This window comes from Nocardia sp. NPDC003999 (genome assembly GCF_053604885.1).
This window is the reverse complement of record NZ_JBSGIB010000010.1, coordinates 186,656-212,175: the sequence shown is the minus strand read 5'-3', so window position 1 is coordinate 212,175 and position 25,520 is coordinate 186,656. Positions and strand designations below refer to the sequence as shown.

Below are 25,520 nucleotides of genomic sequence, written 5' to 3'. Positions count from 1 at the left end.
TCGTATTACGGATGGATGTCGCCGAGCCGGGGCAACCGCACGACGAATCGCGCGCCGCCGCCGGGACGGTCGGTGCAGTGCACCCCGCCACCGTGCGTGGCGACCGTCTCGGCGACCAGCGCCAATCCGATCCCCGTCCCGTCCGGCGAGCGGCGGCCGCTGCGGGCGGTGGCGAATCGTTCGAAGATCCGGTCGCGGTCCGCGGCGGGGACGCCGGGGCCCGCGTCGTCGACGGTGAGCACCGCGTCGGTGCCGTCGCGGTCGATGCCGACCGCGACCACACCGCCGCCGTGCCGGTCGGCGTTGTGCAGCAGGTTCGCCACCGCGCGCTCCAGTTCGACCTTGCGGCCGCGCACGGTGACGTCCTGGCGCACCGTGAGCAGCTCGCCCGGATAGCGACGGTCGCTCAGCGTGTGCACCAGCAGGTCGCGCACCGACAGCGGCTCGGCGTCGCCGTGATGCATACCCGCTTCCACCCGCGCCAGGGCGAGCAGATCGTCCAACAGTTTGCGCAGGTGCTCCACCTCGGCGGTGACCAGGCCGAGCGCCCGTTGCGAACGTTCCGGCAGATCCCCGCGGTGCCGGTTGAGCACATCGACGCTGGCCATCAGGGTGGTCAGGGGCGTGCGCAGCTCGTGGCTGACGTCACCGAAGAGCCGGTGTTCGCGCTCGATGCGCCGTTGCAGCGAGTCCACCATGGTGTTGAACGACTCGACGGTGATCGCCAGATCCTGGTCCCCGGTCGCGGGCAACCGCTGGTCGAGATCACCGGAGGCGATCCGCGCGGCGGTGCCCGCAAGCTGATGCAGCGGGGTCAGCACCCGCCTGCTCGCCCACCAGCCGACCGCCGCGCCGATCAGGGTGACCACGACGGCGCAGCAGATGAGCACGTTGCGCAGCAGATCGAGATCCGCGTTGAGATCTCCCGGCGATTCGCTGCCCGCGTGTGTTCGCTGCGCTTCCAGGTAGCCGCGGCTGATCACGAAGACCGAAACGACCAGTACCAGCGACATCAGCGCGGCGATCGTCGCGAAGACGGCGGTCACCCGGGCGCGAAGGCTCCAGGCGTTCGGATTCCAGCGTTCGGCGTCGGAGCAGCGTTCAGCGGCGCACATCGAGGCGATAGCCGAGTCCGCGCACCGTCACCACGATGCGCGGATCGGACGGATCCCGCTCGATCTTCGTGCGCAAGCGGCGCATGTGCACGTCCACGATGCGTTCGTCGCCGAAAAACCCACGGTCCCAAACCCGTTCGAGCAGCGCGGTGCGGCTGAGCACCCGGCCCGGCGTCTCGGCCAGCTCACACAGCAAACGGAATTCGGTGAGCGTCAGCCTGATCTCCTCGTCGCCGCGGCGCACCACCCCGCTGTCCTGCGCGAGGACCAGCGGAGCCGTGTCGTCTGCCTCGAGCACCATCTCCTGCGGCGTCTCCCGTTCGGCGGTCAGCCGGAAGCGGCGGCGCACCGCGCGCATACGAGCGGTGATCTCCTTGATTTCGAACGGCTTGGTCACGAAATCGTCGGCACCCGCCTCCAGGGCGGCCACCACGTCGTGGGTGTCGTCGCGAGCGCTGACCACGATGATCGGGACGTCATGGTCGCGGCGGATCTCCCGGATACACTCGAACCCGTCCATGCCGCCGAGCATCAGATCGACGATCATCACATCGGGAACACCGTTGCTGCGCAGATGAGTGAGCGCGTCTTCGGCTTCCTCCGCCTCGTCGACGTCGTATCCCTCGTCTTCCATAGCGAGCCGTAAGGCACCGCGGACCCGGTCGTCGTCTTCCACGATCATCAGGTTTGCGCTCAAGACCTTATCCCTTGCAGACATGCGGAAGCGCGTCACGATGCGGACAACCGCATCCCCATACCGACGCGACCTTCCGCTTTTCGAGCAACCTTTGCTCGGCTTCGAGTACCCCTGTGCCCGGCCGGTAAACGTCCGGCAGACCGATGTGGGGCCTCTTGGTTGTTCCATCGACGCTATACGCCCGCCCGACTCGGGCAGCACCGGGGCGGCAGAGGAACTCGCCTTCCGCGCACCGCGGCACGACGCGGAGAACGAGACCGACCGCGAAAAGTGCACGGTAACAGACCTTTTCGAACAAGCGATCACATCGGGCCGGGCCTGCGCGATCCGTAGGGTCGACAACAGATTTCGCGAGGCGATCGTGCCGTGCGTCACATTGCTTCCGATGCGCCGATCACGGGCGCACGACCGTGACCGGTCTCACGACTAATCCAGCGGCCGCCCGGCTATCGCGGCGGCTCCAAACGGTTGAAGTTGCTCGGCGGATCATCGGTGCCGCGCTCCACGTACCAGAAGCGAAGTCTCCTGGCATCGAAGGTGGCGAACCACTCTTCCCACCGCACCGGGCGCAGCACGGCGCCCCCATACCCGGGAAAGTCGAATCGCAACACCCCGAGCCGTCCGTCGTGCTCGCTGCCCGGCACTGTCGCGGGCCGGGCTCCGCGCTGGGCGGCCCAGCGGCGGATGACATCGTGGTTCCTGGTGACGGAGATCCCTCGGGACTGGATCGACGCCCCCGGCCCACCCGGTCCGAACCGCGGATTCCGGGTGCCTGGGCGGCGCTGGTCGGTCATGACGAGCTCCTCGAGCCATCGGCATCTGTTGTCCGGTTCCTGTCTAACTACCCGTTGGGCCTGTTACGCAAACTGGTCGGCCGAACCGTGGCTGCCGCGCGAACCGGTTGGCGCCGTGATCGGTGGGTAACCGGCCGATGATCGGCCGGACGAAGCGCGGTCGCCGCCGTAGCGCACGCCGATCACCCGAACGAGGAGGAGTTCGCATGTCCACCGACAGCGCGACACAGCCGGTCCCGCCCACGCCCGAGCCGGACCCCGTACCGCCCATCCCGGAACCGGATCCCGTACCGCCGATTCCCGAGCCGGACCCCATTCCGGAGCCCAATCCTGTTCCGCCGGAACCTGACCCGCATCCGCTGCCACCGGTGCCAGGCCCCGCGCCACGTCCGCCGGTACCAGGACCGGCGCCGACGCGCCCCGTGCCGGATCCCGGCCGCCCTTCGCCGGACCCCGGTCTGCCCGGGCCGTCGCCGGACCCGACTCCGCCGAATCCGGTGTAACGGGCCGACGTCAGTCCCGCAGCGCCTGCTCGCGCAGCGCGTTCAAGGTCCGGGAAAGAATGCGCGAAACGTGCATCTGGGAGACTCCGAGCCGCTCGGCGATCTGATTCTGCGTCAACGACTCGAAGAAACGCATGGTCAGCACCTGACGCTCACGCTCGGGAAGTTCGCCGAGCAGCGGTTCGACCGCCATCACGTCCTCGACCAGGTGATAGGAGGGCTCTTCGGCGCCGAGGCTGTCCAGTAGCGGCTGCGCGGTGTTCTCGGCGTCCTCACCGGCGGCCGCGTCGATGGACGACGACTGGTAGGCGTTGCCCGCGATCAGCGCTTGGGTCACCTCCACGAGCTCGACGTCCAGCTCGGCCGCGATCTCCCTGGCGCGTGGCATCCGGCCCAGTCGCTGGGACAGCGTTTCGACGGTCGGACCGATACTCAGCTGGATCTCCTTGGTCCGGCGGGGCACCCGCACCGCCCAGGTGTTGTCCCGGAAGTGCCGCCGGACCTCGCCCATGATCGTGGGCACGGCGAAGGACAGGAACGACGATCCGCGCGTGACATCGAAACGGTCCGCTGCCTGCACCAACCCCAGGCGGGCCACTTGCAGCAGGTCGTCGAAGTTCTCGCCGCGCCCGGCGAACTTGCGGGCGATGTGCTCGGCCAGCGGCAGGCATCGTTCGATCAGCTCCCGACGCATCGGCACACGTCGTGGATCGCCGGGATCCAGCGCGGCGATCTTCTCGAACAGCGGCTCGATGTTGTCGTAGGTATCCCCGCGCGACCTCGGCTCACCCGCCATTCGGCGCACCTCGCACCCAGCTGAAGTCGATCACTGTCGGATATCCGCCGAGCACACTGTCGTAGGAGCCCTGCGCGGCGGCGATCGAATCGGTCAGCGTGCGTACGATGTGCCAGCCGAGCCCGGCGTGCCCGAGCACCGACTCGGTGACCGCCACCGAGGAGACGTGCACGAACATCTTGCCGTCGTCATAGGTGAACTCGCAGTCGATCGTCGAGCCAACGGCGGCGTCGATGATGAGCGAGGTCGCCACCTCGTCGAGCGCGAGCCGGATATCGGTCACCTCGTCCAAGGCGAAGTCCGCGATAAGGGCGACTGTCTCGGCGAGCGCGCGGAGCATGGTCAACTGTTCCAGCCGAGCGGGCACCCGTACACCGACTGTCGTCGTGTCGGTCGAGGATCGGGAAGTCGACTCCCCCATTTGCCCATCACCACCTTGTCCTCACAGCCACTCCACTGCGGCCTGCATACCGCCGCCGAGTTCTCCTTCTCAGCCACCGGAACACCGCGGACGCCACGGACTGTGGAGCGGAATATCGCCGCGTTCCTCGTCCGGGACGTACCCGCCGGGATGGGATCGAAACGCCGGTCAGTCGCCGTCGATGCGCTCGTGGGCGGTGAGCAGCAGATGATCGAATTCGGTGCGCAGGCCAACCGTGACGCCGGCCAGCCCGGGCAGATCGGCGACCAGCCGCGCGGCCAGTTTGCGCAGTTTGACGTTGGTCTCCTGCGATCGCCAGCTCAGCACACGGAACGCCTGCTCGGGGCCGACGCCGTAGATCAGCATGAGCGCGCCCTTCGCCTGCTCGATCACCGCTCGGGCGGCGTACAACTCGGGCAGGGCGTCGTCCAGCGTCTCCTGCCGGTGCTCCTCGAGGGTGTCGGTGACGTCGATGTAGTAGCCGGAGGTGCCCACCACCAGCCCCGAGTCGTCGATCATCCGGTCGGCGACCAGGACCACGTGGTGGACCGCGCCGGCGGTGTCGATGATGCGATGGCGACTGGAGAACGGTTCCGCGTCGGCGATCGACCGCGCCAAGGCGCTGGCCACCGCTTCGCGATCGTCCGGGTGCTTGTGCTTCAGCAACAACTCCGTGGTCGGCGTCACCGTCCCCACCGCGTAACCGTGCATCGACGCGACCTCGTCCGACCATTCCCAACGCTGGTCGGCGAACCAGAAACGGAAACTGCCGACACTTTGCGGCCTTCCGGTACCGATCACCTGGTCCAGCGCGAGGGCATTCTCGGGCTGGACCGACCTGCTTTCACTCACCGCTGAAGTATCCGATGCCGACGCGTCCGGTGTGACCGGATCGGGAGCGGTCACACCGGCGAGCACCGGTCTCGGGCGACAGTCTTCGGCTCAGGCGTCCAAAGCTGTGCGCATGGACTGGTAGCGGGGGAACAACGACCGCACGCCGGTCACCTCGAGTGCCCGCTCGACTCCCGGTCCGCCCACGACGATGCGCAGGTCCGGACGACCCAACCCCTCTCTGCGCAGCGCACCGAGCCGCACGGCCGCGCGCAGACTCAAGAACCTCGCCGCTCGCAGATCGATCACGACGGCATCGCACGGTGACTGCAACGCACGCTCGACCGTCTCGAAGAACTCGGCCGACACGGCGGCGTCCAACTCGCCTTCGACCCGGACCACCACGCATTCGCGACGGCGGTCCACCCGCTGTGCCCACAACCGGTTGTCCCGACGACGTCCCGGTCCCGAACCATTGAGATGCACGCCCTCGGCGTGGTCCCGTAGCAGAGAAATGGCAGACAAGTCGAACCTCCCGTGTAGGGGGTATCCAGTCCTCCGCGACGGCCGGAGAGGGCAGCGCGCGAATCGGTTGCCGTGCCGTCCCATCGACCGGCTGCGCCGAATGCGTCGAACCGGGGTCGGCTGTGATCTCAACCTCCCTACAGTGTGGCACGGCCGACCCCTTCCCGACAGCGTTCGGTAGGAGAACGTGACCCGACGCCGGAGGGCCCGCGGCCGGTACGAACCGACCGGTCGGCCGGGAATGTGGCCGCTGACGTGGGGTTTCATCGGGCCGACCGCGGGCATATACCGAACATATTCCCGAACGTCACGCGATGCCGGTCGTAGGGCAACCGCGCGTATCCGCGCGTCCGGATGCCGCCCGCGACGAGAACGGAGCACCCGGTGAAGATTGCCATGGTTTCCGAAGATGCCAGCCCGCTCGCCGAAGGCAGCCCCGCCGACGGGGGCGGCCGCGGCGCCTATGTAGCGGAGTTGTCGGCCGCCTATGCCCGCCGGGGCCACGACGTGACGGTTTATACCCGACGTATCCGTCCGCACGCCCCGGCCGAGTTGCTCGCCGACGGCGGCTATCGCGTGGTGCACGTCGCGGCCGGACCGCCCAACCCCTTGCCGAGCGACCGCACCCTGCCCTACCTCGGTGACTTCGGCACCGTGCTGCGACGGCACTGGGGCGCCGATCGGCCCGACATCGTGCACGCGCACTACTGGAAGTCCGGGCTCGCCGCCGAACTGGCCTCCCGCGCCCACGGCATCCCGGTGGTGCTGACCTTCCACGGGCTCGGCACCGTGCAGCGGCGCTGCGAAGGTCTCGCCGACCCGAGCCCACGCTCGCGGATCCGCTTCGAGCGGCTCATCGCGACGCGGGCGGCGCACGTGGTGGCGACCTGCTCCGACGAGGTCGGGGAGCTGGCCAGGATGGGCGTGCCGCGCTTCCGTACCTCGATCGTGCCGCACGGGGTCGACCTCACGAGGTTCACCCCGGAGGGCGCGGTCGCCGATCGGCACGCCACGCACCGGCTGCTCGCGGCCGGAGAGTTGGTGCGCCGCAGCGGATTCGACCCCCTTATCGGAGCGCTGGCGGAGCTGCCGGACACCGAGCTGGTGATCGTCGGCGGCCCCGCCGCCGACGACGAGGACGACGCCGAAGGCCGCAGGCTGCGCCGCATCGCATCGGATCATGGTGTGCGAGAACGGCTTCGATTGACCGGACCGGTCACGCGGCCCACCATGCCCCGGCTGTACCGCTCCGCCGACGTCGTGCTCTGCACGCCCTGGTACGAGCCGTTCGGCCGGGTGGCGCTGGAGGCTATGGCCTGTGGGAAGCCGGTGATCGCCACGGCTGTCGGCGGCCTGCTGGATACCGTGGTCGACGGCGTCACGGGACGATTCGTCGCTCCGCCCGAACCCGCTGCCATCGTGCGGGCGGTGCGCCCGCTCCTGGCGGACTCGACGTTGCGCGAAACCTGGGGCGCGGCAGCCTATCAGCGGGCCGCGAGCCGCAATTCCTGGGATCGGGTCGCGGTCGAGACGCTCAGCGCCTACCACCGCGGCGCACCCGCTCACGCGGGCGAGGTCGTCTCCTGGGCGCGGTGAATCAGTAGTGCTCGGCGCGGACGTCCTCGGACGCGCTGCGCCAGCGCCACGGGGCGACGAGCCATGTCGACACGAACAACGCGACGGCGGCGATACCGGTCACCACCGCCGCTGCCGTGCCCGTCACATAGTCGACCACGAGAACCACCGCGCCGATCAACGCGAGACCCAGCAGTGCGACGCCGGCCATCGCGCACCGGTGCGCCGCCCAGACGACATTGCCCAGCCGGTGCCTGCGGAACAGGATCCGATGCCAGGACACCGGTGCGATCAGAAACACCGTCGCCCCCAGCACAGCAGCCAAAGTGGCGAGGTACAGCGCTCGCAAGCCCGGCGCCAGCGTGCCGAACGACGCCTGGAACGGCAGCACCAGCAACGCCCCGAACAGGAATTGCACACCGGTCTGGACGACGCGCAACTCTTGGATCAGGCTCGCCCAGTTCCGGTCCAGTCGTTCCAGCTCGGTCTCGCCGCGCGCACGGCGGGCCCAGTCGTCGTCCTCACCCTCGGGCACGCGCGGCCTCCCGGCGGTTGCGTTTCTTGATCGCCTCGACGAGTTCGTCCTTGCTCATCCGCGAGCGCCCGGTGACGTCGAGTCGCCGGGCGACCTCCAGCAGGTGTTGTTTCGACGCGTTGGCATCGACGCCTTCGGCCGTCTCGCCTCGCGCGTCCGGCCCGTGTTGCCTGGCGCGTTCGTCCGAGGGACCGCGGTGCGCCTTGGGCTCCCAGTGGTCGCCGACTTTCTCGTAGCTGTGCTTCAGCGCGGCATAGGCGACGCGGTGGGCGCGCTGTTCGTTCCCGTCGTACTGCTCCAGCGCGGCGTCGTGCGCCTCGGCGAAGGTGCGCTGCGCCTTCTCCTCCGACCGCTTCAGCGTGCTCGGCAACTCGGACTTCTTCACATCGCCGCGCGCTGTCGTCTTGGGCATGTGTCGCTCCTTCCCTGCTCGCGAGGTTGGTCCGAAGTGGTCCGAAAGCCCGGTGCCGGGCCGCATCGGGCCCTCCGGATATCCGGACGCATACCCGGTGAAACGTCGATTAACCCGGTGTCCGCCGGGTACCACCGCTGCATGGCCGTTACCACCGATCAGCTGCTGCATGCGCTCACCCGCACGGTGAACGCCTTGGCGGCGACAGACATCCGATTCGCGGTGGCGGGCGGCTGCGCGGTCTACGCCCGTGGCGGCCCCACCTCCCAGCACGACGTGGACATCTTCGTCAAACCGGCCGACAGCGGGCGGGCGATCCAAACGCTGGCCCGTGCGGGGCTGCGGGTGTGCGACCCGCCGGAGAACTGGCTACGCAAGGTCTACGCCGACGACATCCTGGTGGACGTCATTCACCGCCCGAACGATCGCGAGGTGACCGACGAACTGCTCGACCGGGCCACCGAGATGCGGATCGGGCCCGCCAAGGCCCCGGTGATCAGCGGTACCGACCTGATGATCGACAAGATGCTCGTCTTCGACGCGCACCGCCTTGATCTCAGCCCGATTCTGCATATCGCGCGCGACCTGCGCGAACAGGTCGACTGGGAGGTGGTGCGCGAGCAGACCAAGGCCTCGCCCTACGCGCGGGCCTTCCTGGGCCTGCTGGACGATCTCGGCATCACCCGCACCGGAAAGGTGGAGTAGATGGAGCAGCCGCAATACCTGGTCGCACGATTGCGCCGGGCGCTGGCCGAGGATCCCCGCACCGCCGAACTCGGTGTGCAGGTGACCATTCGCGGCGACGTCGTGGTGCTGTGCGGCGAGGTGAGCAGCGAGAACTGCAAACAGCAGATGGAAACCGTCGTGCGCGAACAGCTTCCGCACGCTCGGATCCACAACGACGTCCATGTCACCCGTCCCACGGCGCCCGTCGAAACCGAGACGCTGGAGCCGGACGGATCCGAAAGGAGTTGAGCGGCATGCGGATAGCCGCGGTCGGTGACGTACATCTCGGCGTGGATTCGCGCGGGCAATGGCGGGAGGCACTGGACGGACTGTCCGCGCGAGCGGATGTGCTCCTGCTGGCGGGCGACCTGACGCGCCACGGCGCCGTCGACGAAGGCCGGGTGGTCGCGGAGGAGTTCGCCGACCTGGGCGTGCCCGTCGTCGCCGTCCTGGGCAACCACGACTATCACAGCGACGCCGATCAGGAGATCAGCGCCGTGCTGGCCGACCACGGCATCACGGTGCTGGAAGGCACTTCGGTGACGTTGCACCTCGACGGGAGCACGCTCGGGGTCGCGGGCACGAAAGGCTTCGGCGGCGGCTTCGCGGGCAAGTGCGCAAGCGTCTTCGGTGAACCACTGATGCGTGAATTCGCCGGGCACACCGTGGACGTGGCCGCCGCACTCGGCGATGCGCTGGCGAATCTGCACACCGACGTCACCGTCGCGCTCACGCACTACTCCCCGATCAGCGACACCCTGCACGGCGAGCCGAGGGAGATCTATCCGTTCCTCGGCTCCTACCTGCTCGGCGAGGCGATCGATGAACACGGCGCCGACCTGGCGTTGCACGGTCATGCGCACGCGGGCACCGAGCGCGGCACCACTCCGGGCGGCATCCGGGTGCGCAATGTCGCCCAGCCGGTGATCCGAGCGGCGTACGCGGTCTACGACATGCACCCGGCCGCGGTCTGAGTAGGGCCGGACTCAGAAGTCGGTCGAGATCGCCTCCACGGTGCTGCCCGACTGGGTGTTCTCGACGGTGGTGGCCACGTCGGCCTGCGCGATGATTCCGACCAGCTTGCCTTTCTCCAGTACCGGCACGCGGCGCACCTGATGCTGCGACATCACCGACATCACCTTGCGTACGTCGTCGTCGGCTTCGACGGTGACCAATTCCTCGCCCCCGAGTTCGCCCGCGTCGACGCCGAGCGGGTCCTTACGCTGGGCGATCACCTTTACGACGATGTCGCGATCGGTGAGCATTCCTTTCAGCTTGTCGTCCTCACCGCAGATGGGTAAGGCGCCGACGTTCAACTCCGCCATGCGCTGCGCGGCCGCAACCACCGTGTCGCTGGAGCGGACACACTCCACGTTCGGGGTCATGATGTCCCGTGCTGTTGTCATCGGGATCCTCCTGAATCTTCTCGCGGGTAGGAGCGGCCCGGAACAGGGTCGCTCGCTGACGTCCTACCCCCGTTTCGGATCCCTTAACGCGGGCATCCGACCGGTATGGCCGCCCAGGACGGCCCGCTCGCAACGGCGCGGGCCTCGGGAGGCCCGCGCACCGAAATCGTTGCCGCTCAGCAGAAAGGACATCCGATGCTGCCAGCACCGAACGAGCCGACCGCGGGATCCGGCGGCGCCGGAGAGCAGCACGTGGCCCGGACCCACGCGTTTCCGGACGACACCCGCACCATTCGGACACACGCCGGAGAATCCATCGAGGACGCCCGGAACTGGCCGGGCATCATCCTGGTCGCGGTGGGCATCGTGGCCATGGCCCTGACGCTCACCGCCGCCGGGTACGGATTCGCGGGGTGGGCGGTGGTGGCGGGGGTCGTCAGCGGCGTCTGCATCATCGCGGGCGTCTTGGTGATCGTCGCCGAGCACCGCCGGATCAAGGCGCGAGAAGGCAGGCGGCTGCGGGACGCCGCCGGTCACTGATCCTCGCCCGATCGCGTGCCGCCCGCGGGGATGCGGCTTCGAACTCCAGGAGAAGGAATGACACACCAGCCCAATCGGCCTTTGGGCCGCTTCGCCCTGCTCATCGGCGCTGTGGCGGCGGGAGCGGCGCTCACGGCATGTTCGGTCGACGGCGGCGATCCGGCCGCGGATACGCCCCAGCCCGCGACCGTCTCGATCACCATGCCGGGGCCGAGCAGCCCCCAGGTGCCGAACACTGACCAGATCACGGCGGAAGCGGCGAAGCAGCTGTGCGACATGATGGGCGCGGACATCGACACCTGGCGTGGCCAGAGCGCCACGGTGGCCAAAGTGACGTTCAACGGCACCGTGCACAACTGGGCGGCCCGTAACGGCGGGCTCAACGACGTCGTCGTCACCCACCGCGACACGGTCGACGCCGTCACTACGCAGACCTGCCCCGACGTGCGCGAACAGGCGGTGCAGGCGCTCGGCGTACCGGACCTGGCCTCGGCGCTGGCGGGGTTCGGCCGATGAGCGCCGCGCGCCGGATGGGCGTCGCCGTCCTTGCCGCGCTGGCGGTGTGCGCGGCGGGGTGCGGCAACGAGCCGGAGAAGATCGTGAACAAGGGCGGTGACACACCGTGCAACGAATACGTCGCCCAGGATCCCGACAAGCAGCGCGTCACCACCGAGAAGTTCCTCGAAGAGGAGCGCGAGGGTCACGAGACGCCCGACGCCAGAACCGTCGACGCGGCGATCACGGCGATCAAGTTGATGTGCGCGGCGCAGGCCAATCCGGACACCCCGATCCGCAAGGCCGACCTCACCGGCGTCTTCGTGCCGAAATGAGCGTCTTGCTCGCGTTGCGCGCGCACGGGTTGCGGGAGCTGCTGACCGCGGTTCCCGCCCTGCGCGCGTTGCACGACGCCCGCCCGCGACACCGGCTCGTACTGGCTGCGCCGGGATGGCTGCGCCCGGTGGTGGAACTGGCCGCGTGCGTCGACGAACTCCACGCGACGCCGATGGCGGCCGGATTGCGCTGGAACGCCGCGGCGCCGACCTTCGCGGTCAATCTGAACGACTGCGGGGCCGAGAGCATACGCGCGCTGCTCGCGACCGATCCGGAACGGATGATCACCCACCGCCACAAGGACTTTCCGCAGGTGCCGGGTCCGCTGTACGAGCCAGGCCTGCCCGACACCGTGCGGTGGTGCCGGCTACTGGATTGGGCGGGCATCCCGGCCGATTCGGCCCGACTGGACATCACGCCACCACCGGAGTGCACCGGAGAGCGGCGCTCCATCGTCGTCTATCCGGGTGGAGCCCCGGCGCGTCGCTGGCCCGCCGACCGTTTCGCGACGGTGGCCGCCGGCCTGCGCGAGTGGGGATGTCCGGTACGTATCGTCGGCAGTGCCGCGGACCGTCCGCTCGCCCTCAGCGTCGCGGCCCAGGCGGGCTTGCCCGAAAACGACGTCCTGGCAGGCGAACTCACGCTGCGTCAACTCGCCGCGACGGTGGCCGACGCGTCCCTCGTGCTCAGCGGCGACACCGGCGTCGGGCATCTGGCCACGGCGTTCGGCACACCGTCGGTGCTGATCTTCGGTCCCGACTCGCCCGCGGTCTGGGGGCCGCCACCGGAACGGGCGGCGCATGTCGCGTTGTGGGCCGGGCACCCCGGCGACCCGCGGGCGGACACACCCGCGCCCGGATTGGCGATGATCAGCGCCGCCGAGGTGCTCGCCGCCGCCGATCGGCAGCTCAGCGGCCACGTGCGAGTATGAGAAGGAATCCGCACGGGCGTTTCGCCCCGTCGAGACCGGCTATCTCGGGCATATGACGTCCCTATGGTTGCACGGCGCGCAGGTTCCGGCGCGGTTGCGGTTGACGCCGGGATCGCGCTTCGACACGGTGGTGATCGGCGGCGGGCTCACCGGACTGGTGACCGCCCTGCTGCTGGTCGAGAACGGCGTGGAAGTGGCCGTGGTCGAAGGAAGACGCGTCGGTGCGGGCACCACCGGGGCCACCACGGGTAAGGTCAGCCTGCTGCAGGGGACGCGTGCGCAGCAGATCGCCCGGCACCATTCCGACAACGTCCTGCGCGACTATGTGGCGGCCAATCGCGAAGGGCAGGAATGGCTCTTGGAGTACTGTGCCGCGCACGGCGTGACCGTCGAGCGGGCAGCAGCCTTGACCTACGCGCAGAACGACGACGAAATGTCGGCCGTGCGAGCGGAATACGCCGCGACGCAGAAGGCGGGCCTGCCCACCGAGCTGTTACGCGAGCTGGACGTCGACTTTCCCGCGCGCGGCGCGGTGCGCTTGGCCGATCAGGCCCAACTCGATCCGATGGCCCTGTTGGCCGCGCTCGCGGCCGACGTGGAGTCACACGGCGCGCCGATCTACGAATCCACCCTCGTGCGCGGCGTACATCACGGTGGCGGCGGTGATCTCGTCGTCTCCACCGAACACGGCGACCTCGGCGCGGGCCGGGTGGTGCTGGCCACGGGGACGCCCATCCTCGATCGTGGCGGATTCTTCGCCCGCCTCACTCCGCAACGCTCCTATCTGACGGCCTTCCGCCTGGACCGACCGGCTCCGCGCGATATGTACATCAGCGCGGGCAGCCCGACTCGCTCCCTGCGCCGCGCGCAGGGACCGGACGGCGAGCTTCTGCTGGTCGGCGGCAACGGTCATGTCGTCGGCCGCGGCGGATCGACCCGGGAGAAAGTGGAGGATCTGGTGAACTGGGCGCACACCTGGTTCCCGGGCGCCGAGCTGACGCACCGCTGGTCGGCTCAGGACTACTCCCCCATCGGAGAGCTTCCCTATGTGGGTCCGTTGCTACCGGGGCAGAACGACATTCAGCTGGCCACCGGCTACGCCAAGTGGGGTTTGACCAACGGGGTCGCCGCGGCGATCGCGCTGGCCGGACGCTTCACCGGGTCGGCACCTCGATGGGCGGGCGCGCTGGCGAGCTGGCGTCCGGACGAGCTCAAGGCACTGCCCGCGGCGACGAAGATCAACGGCGCCGTGGCACAGAAACTCTCCGCGGGCTGGCTGCGGGTCGCGACCCACCACGACGGCGACGCTCCAGCCGAAGACTGCGGCATGGTCCTGCGCGAGGGCCTGCACCCGACGGCGGTGTGCACGGTGGACGGCGTCACCAACCGGGTCTCGGCGGTGTGCCCGCATCTCTACGGCATCGTCGACTGGAACGACGCCGAACGCACTTGGGACTGTCCGCTGCACGGCTCGCGTTTCGCCGCGGACGGCACGCTGCTCGAGGGCCCGGCCACCAGCTCGCTCACTCCCCTGCACGAGCCGCGCGACACCCGGTGAACCGGCGACGGGCTGCTCAGTCCGTCAGCGGCCTGGCATCGGCGAGGATTCGATCGACCGTCTGCTCGACCGTGAGATCCGACGTGTCCAGCCAGAGCCCGATCCGAGGAGTGGTCTCGCGCAACACCCTGTCCAGCCCCGCGACGGTGAATTCGTCGTAGGCGTCTTTTCCGCGTCCGGCCTCACGCGCCAAGACCACTTCGGTGCGCGGCGCGAGCACGACGACATACAGCGGTCGCGTGACGATCAGATCCGCCGTCCAGGGCAGGAATTCACCGAGGAAGACATCCTGCAGCACAGCCGTGAACCCGGCATCGGCATAGGAGTCGGCCGTCGCCGCGGCCAGGCTGTGCCGTAGCCGCAACTGGGCCAGCGCCTCGGGCGAGGGGTCCGCGGTCATCTCGGCACGCCCGTTCACCGCGAACCGGCGGAAGGCGTCCCCGCGCACGTGCGCCGAGCGCGGCAGCCGCTCGGCCAGCGCCTGGGCGACGGTGGATTTGCCCGCGGCCTGGATGCCGGTGATCAGATAGACAGCCGATGCCATGACGACGATCATGGCGCGCCCCGCCACGACCGGCTACGGCGACCCCGCCGCGCTCAGTTCGCCCGAGCGCCTGCCTTCTGCTCGACATAGCGGTTCATCGCCCAATTCAATCCGCGCATCGCGGCGTTGTACGCGGGCGGGAAATACCGCTGTGCCCAGAAGCCCACGCGAATGTCGGGCGAGGTGAACACGAGGTAGCGGTTGCGCTCGACACCACGCACGATCGAGCGCGCCGCCGCCTCCGGGGTGACCGCGTGCCGCATGAACAGCGCCATGCCCCGCTGCACCGCTTCGGCCGTGCGATCGACGCCCGCGATGTCGACGCTGTCGACCATCGGCGTGGCCATGGCGCCCGGACACACCAAGCTCACGCCGATGCGGTGGCGTGCCAAGTCGAAGCGCAGCACCTCCGACACTCCGCGCAGGCCGAACTTGCCCGCGCTGTACGGCGCGTGCCACGGCAGGCCGAACAGACCGGCCGCCGAGGACACGTTCACCACGTGACCGCCGCGTCCGGCCGCGATCATCGGCGGGACGAACGCTTCGATCACGTGGATCGGGCCCATGAGGTCGATGTCGACGGTGCGCCGCCACTGATCGTGCGTCAGCCGGTCCACGGTCCCCCACGTGGCGATACCGGCCACGTTCATGACGATGTCGACGCTGCCGACCACATCGTGCACCTGGGCCGCCAGCGCCACGACCTGGTCGTAGTCACTGACATCGGCCGCCTCGGCGACGTGGACGGTCGCGCCCGCGGCGCGCGCGTCGGCCGCGGTCCGCGCGAGGCCGTCAGCGGCGATATCGGTCAGCACGAGCGAAGCGCCTTCGGTCGCCGCCGCGAGCGCCGTGCTGCGACCGAGACCGCTGGCCGCGCCGGTGATCAGACAGGTTTTGCCGGCGAACTTCGTCATAGTCGATGACCATACGCAACCATGAACACCACTGTCTATGGAACAGGCGAACGGCTCTCCCACGGAACCGGCGCGAGCGCGACCGTGATGTTGTCGCCGCCACCGCAACGCAACGCGAACTCCGCGAGCGCGCGGGCAGCCTCCGCGGGCGCCTTCGCTGCCACCTGGTCGGCCAGCGTGGCGGGCGCGGGCGAGTAGTTCCACAGCCCGTCGGAGCACAGCAGCAGCACACCGGGCCCCGAGACGCGCACCGTCCGAACACAATTGTCCGCCCACGGCTTCGGCGGACTGTCCGCGCCGAGCCAGCGGATCAGCGTGTGCGCCCGGGGATCGGCCATCGCCGCGCGCTCGTCCATCGCACCCGCGTCGACCAGTGCCTGTGCCCACGAGTCGTCGACGGTCAAGCGCTGGGCCTGCTCGTCGCGCTGGGTCGGCAGCCAATAGGCGCGGCTGTCACCGACGTTCGCCACGGTGATCTCGGTTTCCGAGCCGTGGTGGGCGACGATGGCGGACACATACGTGCACGAGGGTGCGGGACCATCGGGAACGTCCACGTCGCGGACCGCCTGCACCGCGGCCGCCAACCCGGCCATGATCGCCTCGGTCGCGGGCTGTCCGGCCGCGAGCGCGGCGGCGGTCGCGCCGACACCGGCCCGGACCGCCGCACCGGAGGCCACCTGCGGCCGGGATGAAGTCGACACGCCGTCACTGACCGCGATCACGACCGACGCGTCCGTTTCCGGCACCACGCCTTCCAGCACCCCGGCCGCGACGGCGTCCTCGTTGCGCGCATGGACGATGCCGCGATCGGTGAGCACCGCCACCGCGCCCAGATCGGTGTCGAAGCGATCCGCCACCGGTCGCGACCGGCCGCACCGCGCACAGCGCCCGTCGGCGTAGAAGTGGTCGCCTCCGCAATCGGCGCACGACGTCGCGTCGGGACCGGGCAGCGCTATGTATCGATAACCGAGTTCCCGACCGCAGGACCCGCACCGCAGGCCGTCGAGTCCGACAGCCGAGCATCCGGCGCAGCGTAGGTCGGCACCTTCATCGTTCATCGGACGGCTCCCCTGCCGACAGTGCCGCGGCCGGCGGGCGCGCCATGCTCCGGAAGTCGTTGGCCCAACCGTAACCACAGTGGCGTATTGCTGGTGCGAACTTCCACACCCTCCTCCTTCATCTCCCCGGCAGGCCGACTCCGATCGCGATAGTACGGGAGTGTTCCGGGTCTGGATCCCGGTGCCGGATCTCCCTGCCCGCTGCCCGGCAGCACGATAGCCGACGGTCTGCCCGCACCCGCGAGAGATGGCACCCCGCGCCGGATGATCCGCACGAGGGCAGCCGGTCGTCGCTCAGACCAGCTCGGGCGACCGATGCGACCGCCGCCCCCGCGTGCGAAACGTCTGCGGAGGACAGCCCTGCCAACGGCGGAAGGCCCGGATGAAGGACGCCGCCTCCGCATAGCCCAGTCGCGCGGCGACCTGTTCGGTGGTCATGTCGGTGTGCGCGAGCAGCACCTCCGACATGGTCTGGCGTACCTCGTCCAGCAGCGCCCGGAACGAGGTGCCCTCCTCGTTCAGCCGCCGCGACAGGGTGCGCGAGCTCATGAACAGCCCGAGAGCGACTGTCGCCTGATCGGGGATCTCACCCGGCGTGCGAACGAGGCGGTCGCGCACCGACGCCGCGACGCCGGTCCGTGACCGGCGCCGGTCCAGCAGGTCGCGGCACAGTTGTCCGCAGTTGTCCCGCGCGGCGGCGTTCGCCGGTGGCAGCGGCCGGTCCAGCACACCGCGGTCGAAGACCACCGCGCTCGTCGGCGCACCGAAAACCGGCGCCACACCGAAGACGTCGCGGTACCGCTCGAGGTCGCGCGGACCGGCGTGCCGGAAACCGACCCGCCGCACCGGGACGCCCCCGGCGAACAATTCACGATCGAAAGCGGGCAATCCGGCCAGGGCCGCTTCGGCGAAGAACGCCCGCATCTCGGGCGGGATGTCGGCGTCGTCGAACACCAGCCGCGCTTCGCCGTCGGCTTCCTCGATGGCCAGTCGCCCGAACGGCACTGTGCGACCGATGTAGCGCGACCCCACCTCGATCAGCTCACGCAGCGTCCGGCTGCCCAGCAGCGCGAGACCCCACGGCCAGCGCGACCGCACATCGCGCCGGACCGCCGCCGCGAGACCGAGTCCCGGCTCGTCGCCGAACCGGCCGAGCACCGTCTGCACCACCAGCAGTTCGTCCTGCGCGGTGATCTCGGCGGAGGGGTCGCCCAGATCGGCGGGCGCCAGCGTGGTACCGGCCAGGCACTCGGCGGGCGCCATGCCCCGCTCTCCGGCGATGCGTACGAGCGCACGCACGCCTGCGGTGCTGCGGAGGGAATCCGGATCGACCATGACTCGCGTCCTCGATGAAGCGGTACTGCGCGGTATCGGCGCAATGTATCAATCGGGTGTCGTGCGCATCGGCGGTTCGCCGAAATGTCGTCACGGCAGCCGCTGGCAGCCAGCTGTTTTCGTCGCCGGAACGGTAGCCGTGTCCGGTGTCGCGTGAGTTCGGCGCCATCAATCCCGGACGGTGATACCGATGGAACGCGCGAAGGCGGGCGCGAGATCCATCAGCTGCGGACTGCTGATCGTGGCCCCGCGCAGGCTGTCGAGCCCGTCGGCGACATCGAGTGCCGTCGCGCCGCGCAGGTCCGCTTTCACCACGCGAGCGTTGCGCAGCGAGAGCCGGACGAGCGCCGAGCCGGGCACTGTGATCTCGGTCAGCGCGGCCTCGGCGAAGTCACAATCGCGCAGCACGCAGTCGGTGAAGGTCACCTCGCGCAATTGGGCCCGGCGAAAGTTCACCGAGTCGAACTTGCACCCTTCGAATCGCACCCGCCGCAGGTTCGCCCCCGCGAAGTCGACACCGGACATCGCGCCCGCCACCACCTCACTGTCCAGCCACGCCGTGTCGGCCAATTCGGTGCCGACCCAGCGGACGTGGCGCAGCCACACATCGGTGAACCGGCTGTAGCGCAGCGTGCCGCGGGTGAAGGTGTTCGAGCTGAACGCCGACTCGTTGAAGCGCGCGTGCGACACATCGATGTCGTCCAGCGCACCGCCGTCGACCCGGACGCAGTCGTAGTCGCCCTCCGCTTCGAGGTCCCCGTCCAAGGCGGTGAGATACCGCGCGTAGGGCAGGTCGTCGAGTTCGCGCGCCATGCACTCCTCCAGTTCGTCACGAAGATCGGTCGGCGACGAGTATTCCGGTGCGCAACGACAAGTTCGGCCGCTGATCGAGATCAGTCGCCGCTCGACTCCAGCCGGGCCGCGCGCGACAGCAGGTAGCGCTGCTGCGGAATACTCGTTGTCCGCTCCGCGGCGGCCAGATACGCCCCGCGGGCGCCGGCGATGTCGCCGAGCATCTCCAGCAGGTGTCCGCGCACGGCGGGCAATCGGTGGTCGCCGGCGAGACGCTCGCCGAGATCGTCGGCCAGCTTCAGCCCCGCCGCAGGTCCCACTGCCATCGCCACCGCGACCGCGTGGTTCAGCGCGACGATCGGATTGTCGGCCGCCGCCAGCAGGCGTTCGTAGAGCAGGGCGATCTGCGGCCAGTCCGTCGCGGCGTAGCTGGGCGCCTCGTCGTGCAGTGCGGCGATCGCGGCTTGCAACTGATACGGCCCCGGAATCCCCCGTGGTAGTGCGGCGGTGATCAGTGCGATTCCCTCGGCGATCGTGCCCGCGTCCCATCGGCTACGGTCCTGCTCCTCCATCGGGATCAGCTCGCCGCCGGGGCCGGTGCGTGCGGCACGACGGGCGTCGGTGAGCAGCATCAGCGCCAGCAGTCCCGCCACTTCGTCGTCCTCGGGCAGCAGGCGGTGCACGAGGCGGGTGAGCCGGATCGCCTCGGCCGACAACTCGACCCGATGCAGTTGCGGGCCGGAGGTGGCGGCGTAGCCCTCGGTGAAGATCAGATACAGCACGTGTAGCACGGCGGCCAGCCGGTCGGCGCGGTCGGCCGCGGACGGCGGGGCGAACGGCACGCCGCTGCGTGCGATAGTGCGCTTCGCCCGGCCGACGCGTTTCGCCATGGTCGGTTCCGGAACCAGGAAGCACCGGGCGATCTCCGCGGTGGTGAGGCCGCCGACCGCGCGCAGCGTGAGCGCGACCTGGGAGGACGGCGACAGCGCGGGGTGACAGCACAGGAACAGCAGGATCAGGGTGTCGTCGGCGTCGCTGGGCTGCCGGTCGGCGGGCGGCGTCAGCCAGTCCTCCGGCAGCGCCCAGCGGGCCACGGTCTGTTCGCGTTGCCTGCGGGCCTGCTCGGCCCGCAGCAGATCGGTGAGCCTGCGCGAGGCGACGGTGATCAGCCAGGCCAGCGGTTTGGCCGGGACACCGTCGGCGGGCCACTGCGTCGCCGCGGCGAGCAACGCCTCCTGCACCGCGTCCTCCGCGGTGTCGAAGTGCCCGTACTTGCGCACGAGCGCGGCGAGGACCTGCGGCGCCAACGGGCGCAGCAGGTCCGTCGCCACTGGATCGGGCATGGTCAGCCGAATTCGGGAGCGGCTTCGGCGATCGGGCGCACATCGGCGTAGACCGATTGGAGCACGTGCGCGGGAGCTGGGCACTTGTTGAGTTCGGCCGCGATCTCGGTGGCGCGGTCGAAGCTCTCGCATTCCACGATCCAGAATCCCGCGAGCACTTCCTGGGTCTCGGCGTAGGGGCCGTCGGTGACGAACGGCTTTCCGTCCTTGATGCCCAGCCGCCTGGTGTGTACCGGCTCCGCCAGTCCGCGGGTCTCCACGAGTTCGCCCGATTCCTCGAGCTTCTTGTTGAGCTCGGTCATGAACTGGGTCAGTGCCGCGAATTCCTCGGCCGTCCACGCGGGCTTGCCCGTGTCCTTGCCGACCATGCCGTCATAGTCCCGCTGCGAGGCGTAGCTCAGGATCATGTATTTCATGGCGATTCCTCTGGGTCGTCGGCGCCCCGGTGGCGCCGCTCGTCTGGAACGTCGGAGCCGCTGACCATTCTCGGACATCGCGGTGGAAAAAACTTCTCGATGGTGGTCACCAGGCCGGATGCTCTGCTCGGCCGCGTCGTGCCATGCTGTCCCGCATGATCATCGAGGGAACGGCCGCCGCCGGCTACGAGGCCGTGCGGGAGGCGTTCGCGGCCGATTTCACCGAGCAGGGCGACGTCGGCGCCGCGGTCTGCGTGTACCTGGACGGGCGGCCGGTGGTCGATCTGTGGGGCGGAACGGCCGATCCCGATACCGGGCGACCGTGGCAGCGCGACACCTTGCAGCTGGTCTATTCGGCGACGAAAGGCGTCGTCGCCACCATCGCGCACCTGCTCGCGCAACGGGGCGAACTCGATCTCGACGCTCCGGTGGCACGCTACTGGCCGGAATTCGCGGCGGCGGGTAAGGCCGACATCCCGGTGCGCTGGCTGCTGACGCACCAAGCGGGCCTTGCGGCGCTGGACAAGCCCGTCGAACTGGGTGACGCACTGGCCTGGACGCCGATGGTGGACGCGCTGGCCGCGCAAGCGCCGAATTGGCCCCCCGGCACCGCGTTCGGGTATCACGGGCGCACCTACGGCTGGCTGGTCGGCGAAGTGATCCGCCGCGTGTCCGGTCGCACGCCCGGCCGGTTTCTCGCCGAGGAGATCGCGGGTCCGCTCGATATCGACTTCTTCATCGGCCTGCCACCGTCCGAGCAGGCCCGGGTCAGCCGCTTGGTGTTCGCGCCCGCGCCCGACTTGACCGCGGTGCCCGAGGACGCCGTTCCCGAGTCGCTGCGTCCGCTGCTCGCGGCGATGCGTGATCCGCAGGCCCTGGTCAATCGGGCCTTCCAGATCACCGACCCGGCGGACATCGACTTCAATTCACCGGCCGTCCAAGCCGCGGAACTGCCAGCGAGCAACGGCATCGGCACGGCTCGCGGCCTGGCGCGTCTGTACGCGGCACTCGTCGGCGAGGTCGAGGGCACGCGCCTGCTCACCGCCGACACTCTCGCCGCTGCCAGCCGGGAACAGGTCGCGGGCACCGATCACGTGCTGATGCTGCCCGGCCGTTATGCCTCGGGGTACATGCTGCCCACCGCGGAGCTGCCACTGGGCGGAGCCGCCTCGTTCGGCCATCCGGGCCGCGGCGGCAGTCTCGCGTTCGCCGATCCCGAACGCCGTCTCGCCTTCGCCTACGTCACCAACCATATCGTCGAAGGCGCGCTGGATCTGCGCGCCCGCAACCTGGTCGACGCGCTGAACGGCGTGCACGCGACCGTGCGGTGAGCGTTCGCTCCGCCGCGACGCGCGCAGGCCCACCCGGTCACCGGGTGCGGCGGTTCAGCGCACGGTCAACGTGCACGTCGACGAGTCCGGCGAGCCGGTCGGCGATCCGCGTGGTCGTCGCGTCGTCATCGCCGAGTGCCACGCGCCTCCGCGCCGTGCCGGTCGCTGGATCGGTGGTCACGGTCAACTCGTGGCAGGTCTCTCTGCCGTGGATGTGTCGCGGGCGTTGCCCGGCTCGCCGGTCCTCGATCCCGCGGTGAGGACGGACCGTCCTGGCACGGCGCCTGATAGGGCGCGCGTGCGGATCATGATCTCGACCCGAAGCGCGTGGCGGGTCGCGCCGGATCCCTGGCAGCCGTACCGGTCAGCGCAGCGTACGGATCCAGCGGCGCGTATCGGCCGGATCGATGACGTCGTCGACTTCCAGAACGGTGGCGGCGGTGAGAGCCTTGCCGTTGGCGTAGGCGAGCTGGACCAGGTTGTCGAACGCCTGCTGCCGCTCGCCCGGATCCTCTATGGCGGCCAGCTCTTTCGCGAACCCGAGGCGGACCGCGCCCTCCAGGCCCATGCCGCCGATCTCGCCGGTCGGCCAGGCGATGACGAACCGGGGAGCGCGAAACGAGCCCGCCGCCATGGCCTGAGCGCCCAGACCGTAGCCCTTGCGCACGATGACGGTGCCCAGCGGCACCGACAGCGCGGCGGAGTCGATGAACAGGCGGCTGAACTTCGTCACCGTGGCGTCCTTCTCCGCGTCGGGGCCCACCATGAAGCCCGGTGTGTCGCAGAAGGAGACGATCGGCAAGCCGTGCTCGTCACACAGACGTAGGAACATGCTGAGCTTGTCGGCGGCCGGAGCATCGATCGCCCCGCCGTGATGATGGCAGTCGTTGGCGATCAAACCGAACGGCCGTCCCTCGACCCGGATCAGTGCGGTAATGATCCCGGCCGCCCAGTCGCGGCGCAGCTCCAGCACCGACCCGACATCCGCGACGGCCTCGATCGCGGCACGAATATCGAACGCACGCAGCCGATTCTCCGGAACCACGTGCCGCGCCAGCCGCGGGTCCGGCGCGGTCCATTCCTCGATGTCGCCTTGGAAGTAGGCGAGATAGCGCCGCGCGGTGGCGACCGCCTCCGCCTCGTCCGCGGCCACGATGTGCACGACGCCGTTGCGACGCTGCACCTCGACGGGGCCGATGTCCTCCGGGGCGTAGACGCCCAGGCCGCCGCCCTCGATCATGGCGGGGCCGCCCATGCCGATATTCGCGTCGGGAGTGGCGATCACGACATCGCACATGCCGAGCAGCGCCGCGTTGCCCGCGAAGCAGCGTCCGGACACGATGCCGATCAGCGGAACCCGGCCCGAGAGTGCGCCCATCGCGCGGAAGGTGGTCACGTCCAGACCGGAGATGCCGGGATAGTCGGTGTCGCCCGGCCTGCCGCCGCCGCCCTCGGTGAAGAAGATCACCGGAAGCCGTTGTTCGCGTGCGAGTTCCAGCATGCGGTCGGTCTTGACGTGGTTGCGCATCCCTTGGGTGCCCGCCAGCACCGTGTAGTCGTAGGACAGCACCACCGCGCGCGAGCGGCCGGGACCGAATCGCTCGGCGCCGACGGTGGCCACGCCCGCGATCAGGCCGTCCGCGGGCGTGTTCGCGATCAGGTCCTCCGGACTGCGACGCAGGCGCTGGGCGGCCACCGCGAGCGCGCCGTACTCCACGAAGCTGTCCGCGTCGACGAGGTCGGTGATGTTCTCCCTGGCGGTGCGCCGCCCGAGCCGATGGCGTTTGGCGACCGCCTCCGGCCGTGCTTCGTCGAGCACTCCCCGTCGGCGGGCGTGGACTTCGGCGAGGTCGGCGCGCACCGCATCCAGGTCCACCGCGGTGTGATCCATGACCGCGCCCTCGTGCTCGGCGGGGACGAAGGTCAGCAGCGGCGCGTGCGAATCGACGACCGCGCCGATCGCCGCCACGTGGCGGCACACGCGCAGGTCCTGCTCGGCGCGCACCACGTGCTGCATCTTCATCGCTTCCAGCACCGCGACCTCGCCGCCCGCCGCGACCACGACGCCGGGCTCGGTGAGCGCGACCACCGTGCCACCCATGGGCGACCGCACCGCCTCCTCGTCGCCGTCCAGCGTCACTTCGGCGGCCGCGCTCTCTTCCCGGTCGGGCGCAGCGGGCACGACGACGGCGAAATCATCCGCCCGCCGGACCAATTCGTCGACGTTCCGCTCGAACCACGTGGTCGGCACGACGCGGCCCTCCGACAGATCCGTCAAGATCGCGCGCAGCACGGCGATATTGGTGTCCACCCCGGTCACGACGGTCTCGGCCAGCGCGTCGGCGCACCGGCGCAGCGCGGCCGGATAGGACGGTCCGCAGGCGATGACCTTGGCCAGTAACGAGTCGAAGCGCGCGTCCTGCCGCATACCGGTGAACGCGGCGGTGTCGACCCGTACGCCGACTCCGGTCGGTGGCGCGAACCGGGTCAGCGTGCCGGTGCCGGGCAGCACGTCGCCGCCCGCGGTGACGGTTTCGGCGTTCAGGCGCGCCTGCACCGCGTAACCGCGCGCGGAACCGGGATCGGGGAGCGCGAGATCGGCCAGCGTGGCGCCGCGGGCGAGATCGCATTGCACCGCCACCAGATCGATTCCCAGAACCGCTTCGGTGACGGTGTGCTCGACCTGCAGCCGCGGGTTGACCTCGAGAAACCACGCCTCGTCGCCGCGCGCCAGGAATTCGACGGTGAGGACACCGCGGCAGCCGACGGATTCGGCGAGCCGGACCGCCCAGCGATGCAACCGCTCGCGCAACCCGGCCGGCAATTCGGGGGCGGGCGCGACCTCGAGCAGTTTCTGCTGCCTGCGCTGCACGCTGCAATCGCGGTCGCCGACCGCCGCCGCCACGGCTCCGTCGGTGACGATCTGAACCTCGATGTGCCGCGCGCCGGTGATCAGCGCCTCCGCGTAGACCGCGTCGTCACCGAATCCGGCCAACGCCTCCGCGCGGCAGCGTTCGAACACCTCCGGGAGGCGGGTCGCCTCGCGCACCGCACGCATACCGCGCCCGCCACCGCCCGCCGCGGCCTTCACCATCACCCCGTCGGGATGCGCGGTGAGCAGTGCCCGCACCTCGGCGATGTCCGCGCCGCGGGGGCTCGCCGGGATCACCGGGACACCCGCGCGCTCGGCCGCCGCGCGTGCCGCGGTCTTGTCGCCGAAGATGTCGAGCGCTTCGGGCGACGGACCGACGAACACGAGTTCGGCCGCCGCGCACGCCTTCGCGAATTCGGCGCTCTCGCTGAGGAATCCGTAGCCTGGGTGCACCAACGCGCCGGGGCCCGCCTTCCTCGCCGCCGTGACGACGGCCGCGACATCGAGGTAGGCGGAGGCTCCCACGCCGGGCAATGGCACGGCATCGTCGGCCAGACGGACGTGCAGCGCGTCTCGTTCCTCGGCGGTGTGCACCGCGAGGGTTCGCCAACCCCGTTCCCGGGCGGTGCGCAACACGCGGACCGCTACTTCTCCCCTGTTCGCCACGACGACCTGCATGCCGCCCAGTCTCGTTGACATTGACGTCAACGTCAATATGG

The 25,520-nt window shown here is 69.7% G+C and carries 29 protein-coding genes; 10 read left to right on the top strand and 19 right to left on the bottom strand.

Going from position 1 to position 25,520, the window contains the following annotated elements:
• Window positions 1-5: 5 nt before the first annotated feature.
• The 7 genes from ACWESM_RS21405 to ACWESM_RS21375 all read right to left on the bottom strand — a co-directional run bounded on the left by ACWESM_RS21405 (window position 6) and on the right by ACWESM_RS21375 (window position 5,682).
• A complete protein-coding gene (locus ACWESM_RS21405; protein ID WP_452493350.1) occupies window positions 6-1,046 on the bottom strand; it encodes an ATP-binding protein in 1,041 nt (346 codons plus the stop codon).
• 55 nt (window positions 1,047-1,101) lie between these two features.
• Window positions 1,102-1,812 carry a response regulator transcription factor gene (locus tag ACWESM_RS21400; protein ID WP_355075261.1) on the bottom strand — a complete coding sequence of 237 codons (711 nt, stop codon included), beginning with the start codon at window positions 1,810-1,812 and terminating at the stop codon, window positions 1,102-1,104.
• A 446-nt stretch (window positions 1,813-2,258) separates the two neighbouring features.
• Window positions 2,259-2,606 carry a hypothetical protein gene (locus ACWESM_RS21395; RefSeq protein ID WP_397277564.1) on the bottom strand — a complete coding sequence of 116 codons (348 nt, stop codon included), beginning with the start codon at window positions 2,604-2,606 and terminating at the stop codon, window positions 2,259-2,261.
• A 513-nt stretch (window positions 2,607-3,119) separates the two neighbouring features.
• On the bottom strand, window positions 3,120-3,905 hold the full coding sequence (locus ACWESM_RS21390; protein WP_397277562.1) for an RNA polymerase sigma factor SigF: 786 nt from the start codon (window positions 3,903-3,905) through the stop codon (window positions 3,120-3,122).
• On the bottom strand, window positions 3,895-4,326 hold the full coding sequence (locus tag ACWESM_RS21385; protein WP_355075255.1) for an ATP-binding protein: 432 nt from the start codon (window positions 4,324-4,326) through the stop codon (window positions 3,895-3,897). Before ACWESM_RS21385 ends, ACWESM_RS21390 begins: the two co-directional genes overlap by 11 nt.
• A gap of 168 nt (window positions 4,327-4,494) precedes the next feature.
• The gene (locus ACWESM_RS21380; protein WP_364432290.1) at window positions 4,495-5,178 is read right to left on the bottom strand and encodes a PAS and ANTAR domain-containing protein; all 684 of its coding nucleotides are present in this window, start codon (window positions 5,176-5,178) and stop codon (window positions 4,495-4,497) included.
• A 90-nt stretch (window positions 5,179-5,268) separates the two neighbouring features.
• Window positions 5,269-5,682 carry an STAS domain-containing protein gene (locus ACWESM_RS21375; RefSeq protein WP_355075253.1) on the bottom strand — a complete coding sequence of 138 codons (414 nt, stop codon included), beginning with the start codon at window positions 5,680-5,682 and terminating at the stop codon, window positions 5,269-5,271.
• Window positions 5,683-6,066: 384 nt separating this feature from the next.
• Between ACWESM_RS21375 and ACWESM_RS21370 the strand changes: the two genes are divergently transcribed.
• The gene (locus ACWESM_RS21370; RefSeq protein ID WP_452493346.1) at window positions 6,067-7,278 is read left to right on the top strand and encodes a glycosyltransferase; all 1,212 of its coding nucleotides are present in this window, start codon (window positions 6,067-6,069) and stop codon (window positions 7,276-7,278) included.
• A gap of 1 nt (window position 7,279) precedes the next feature.
• On the opposite strand, the gene ACWESM_RS21365 is transcribed toward ACWESM_RS21370, so the two are convergent.
• Together ACWESM_RS21365 and ACWESM_RS21360 are read right to left on the bottom strand one after the other, a co-directional pair.
• Window positions 7,280-7,792, bottom strand: a complete 513-nt coding sequence (locus ACWESM_RS21365) for a DUF6328 family protein (RefSeq protein ID WP_355075250.1) — start codon at window positions 7,790-7,792, stop codon at window positions 7,280-7,282.
• Window positions 7,779-8,204 (bottom strand): ChaB family protein, encoded by a 426-nt coding sequence (locus tag ACWESM_RS21360; RefSeq protein WP_364432282.1) that lies wholly within the window; start codon window positions 8,202-8,204, stop codon window positions 7,779-7,781. Before ACWESM_RS21360 ends, ACWESM_RS21365 begins: the two co-directional genes overlap by 14 nt.
• 141 nt (window positions 8,205-8,345) lie before the next feature.
• On the opposite strand from ACWESM_RS21360, the gene ACWESM_RS21355 reads away from it, so the two are divergent.
• Genes ACWESM_RS21355 through ACWESM_RS21345 form a run of 3 tightly spaced genes read left to right on the top strand, consistent with a single transcriptional unit; the run spans window position 8,346 to window position 9,904 of the window.
• Window positions 8,346-8,909 carry a nucleotidyltransferase family protein gene (locus ACWESM_RS21355; protein WP_355075246.1) on the top strand — a complete coding sequence of 188 codons (564 nt, stop codon included), beginning with the start codon at window positions 8,346-8,348 and terminating at the stop codon, window positions 8,907-8,909.
• Complete coding sequence (locus tag ACWESM_RS21350; protein WP_355075244.1) at window positions 8,910-9,179, top strand: BON domain-containing protein; 270 nt, start codon at window positions 8,910-8,912, stop codon at window positions 9,177-9,179.
• A gap of 5 nt (window positions 9,180-9,184) precedes the next feature.
• A complete protein-coding gene (locus tag ACWESM_RS21345; RefSeq protein WP_356965695.1) occupies window positions 9,185-9,904 on the top strand; it encodes a metallophosphoesterase family protein in 720 nt (239 codons plus the stop codon).
• 12 nt (window positions 9,905-9,916) lie between these two features.
• On the opposite strand, the gene ACWESM_RS21340 is transcribed toward ACWESM_RS21345, so the two are convergent.
• Entirely contained in the window at window positions 9,917-10,336 is a 420-nt protein-coding gene (locus tag ACWESM_RS21340) for a CBS domain-containing protein (RefSeq protein WP_355075241.1), read from the bottom strand.
• Window positions 10,337-10,531: 195 nt separating this feature from the next.
• Here ACWESM_RS21340 and ACWESM_RS21335 point away from each other — a divergent pair, with 195 nt between their 5' ends.
• The 5 genes from ACWESM_RS21335 to ACWESM_RS21315 are packed head-to-tail and all read left to right on the top strand — an operon-like array spanning window position 10,532 to window position 14,196.
• Window positions 10,532-10,876, top strand: coding sequence for a hypothetical protein (locus tag ACWESM_RS21335; protein ID WP_355075239.1), 345 nt, complete (start codon window positions 10,532-10,534; stop codon window positions 10,874-10,876).
• 57 nt (window positions 10,877-10,933) lie between these two features.
• Entirely contained in the window at window positions 10,934-11,392 is a 459-nt protein-coding gene (locus ACWESM_RS21330) for a hypothetical protein (protein ID WP_452493342.1), read from the top strand.
• Window positions 11,389-11,706 carry a hypothetical protein gene (locus ACWESM_RS21325; protein WP_356965690.1) on the top strand — a complete coding sequence of 106 codons (318 nt, stop codon included), beginning with the start codon at window positions 11,389-11,391 and terminating at the stop codon, window positions 11,704-11,706. The genes ACWESM_RS21330 and ACWESM_RS21325 overlap by 4 nt, the downstream gene beginning before the upstream one ends.
• Window positions 11,703-12,638, top strand: coding sequence for a glycosyltransferase family 9 protein (locus ACWESM_RS21320; RefSeq protein WP_452493340.1), 936 nt, complete (start codon window positions 11,703-11,705; stop codon window positions 12,636-12,638). The genes ACWESM_RS21325 and ACWESM_RS21320 overlap by 4 nt, the downstream gene beginning before the upstream one ends.
• A gap of 52 nt (window positions 12,639-12,690) precedes the next feature.
• Entirely contained in the window at window positions 12,691-14,196 is a 1,506-nt protein-coding gene (locus ACWESM_RS21315) for an FAD-dependent oxidoreductase (protein ID WP_397277548.1), read from the top strand.
• Between the two features lie 16 nt (window positions 14,197-14,212).
• Here the strand turns inward: ACWESM_RS21315 and ACWESM_RS21310 are convergent, their stop codons facing one another.
• From ACWESM_RS21310 to ACWESM_RS21280, 7 genes are all read right to left on the bottom strand, one after another.
• The gene (locus ACWESM_RS21310; RefSeq protein ID WP_452493338.1) at window positions 14,213-14,740 is read right to left on the bottom strand and encodes an AAA family ATPase; all 528 of its coding nucleotides are present in this window, start codon (window positions 14,738-14,740) and stop codon (window positions 14,213-14,215) included.
• Window positions 14,741-14,793: 53 nt separating this feature from the next.
• Window positions 14,794-15,654: an SDR family oxidoreductase gene (locus ACWESM_RS21305; RefSeq protein WP_364432265.1), complete on the bottom strand. Its 861-nt coding sequence runs from the start codon at window positions 15,652-15,654 to the stop codon at window positions 14,794-14,796.
• A 35-nt stretch (window positions 15,655-15,689) separates the two neighbouring features.
• Entirely contained in the window at window positions 15,690-16,712 is a 1,023-nt protein-coding gene (locus tag ACWESM_RS21300) for a PP2C family protein-serine/threonine phosphatase (protein ID WP_397277545.1), read from the bottom strand.
• A 294-nt stretch (window positions 16,713-17,006) separates the two neighbouring features.
• The gene (locus tag ACWESM_RS21295; protein WP_452493337.1) at window positions 17,007-18,047 is read right to left on the bottom strand and encodes an AraC family transcriptional regulator; all 1,041 of its coding nucleotides are present in this window, start codon (window positions 18,045-18,047) and stop codon (window positions 17,007-17,009) included.
• A 168-nt stretch (window positions 18,048-18,215) separates the two neighbouring features.
• A complete protein-coding gene (locus ACWESM_RS21290; protein ID WP_356965676.1) occupies window positions 18,216-18,860 on the bottom strand; it encodes a pentapeptide repeat-containing protein in 645 nt (214 codons plus the stop codon).
• 80 nt (window positions 18,861-18,940) lie between these two features.
• A complete protein-coding gene (locus ACWESM_RS21285) occupies window positions 18,941-20,182 on the bottom strand; it encodes an RNA polymerase sigma factor (protein WP_355075220.1) in 1,242 nt (413 codons plus the stop codon).
• Between the two features lie 2 nt (window positions 20,183-20,184).
• A complete protein-coding gene (locus ACWESM_RS21280; protein WP_355075219.1) occupies window positions 20,185-20,598 on the bottom strand; it encodes a YciI family protein in 414 nt (137 codons plus the stop codon).
• A gap of 155 nt (window positions 20,599-20,753) precedes the next feature.
• On the opposite strand from ACWESM_RS21280, the gene ACWESM_RS21275 reads away from it, so the two are divergent.
• Window positions 20,754-21,929 carry a serine hydrolase domain-containing protein gene (locus ACWESM_RS21275; protein ID WP_397277540.1) on the top strand — a complete coding sequence of 392 codons (1,176 nt, stop codon included), beginning with the start codon at window positions 20,754-20,756 and terminating at the stop codon, window positions 21,927-21,929.
• A 37-nt stretch (window positions 21,930-21,966) separates the two neighbouring features.
• Here ACWESM_RS21275 and ACWESM_RS21270 read toward each other — a convergent pair whose 3' ends face one another.
• A complete protein-coding gene (locus tag ACWESM_RS21270) occupies window positions 21,967-22,110 on the bottom strand; it encodes a hypothetical protein (RefSeq protein WP_412805944.1) in 144 nt (47 codons plus the stop codon).
• A gap of 183 nt (window positions 22,111-22,293) precedes the next feature.
• Window positions 22,294-25,479: an acetyl-CoA carboxylase family protein gene (locus ACWESM_RS21265; RefSeq protein WP_364432402.1), complete on the bottom strand. Its 3,186-nt coding sequence runs from the start codon at window positions 25,477-25,479 to the stop codon at window positions 22,294-22,296.
• Window positions 25,480-25,520 lie beyond the last annotated feature (41 nt).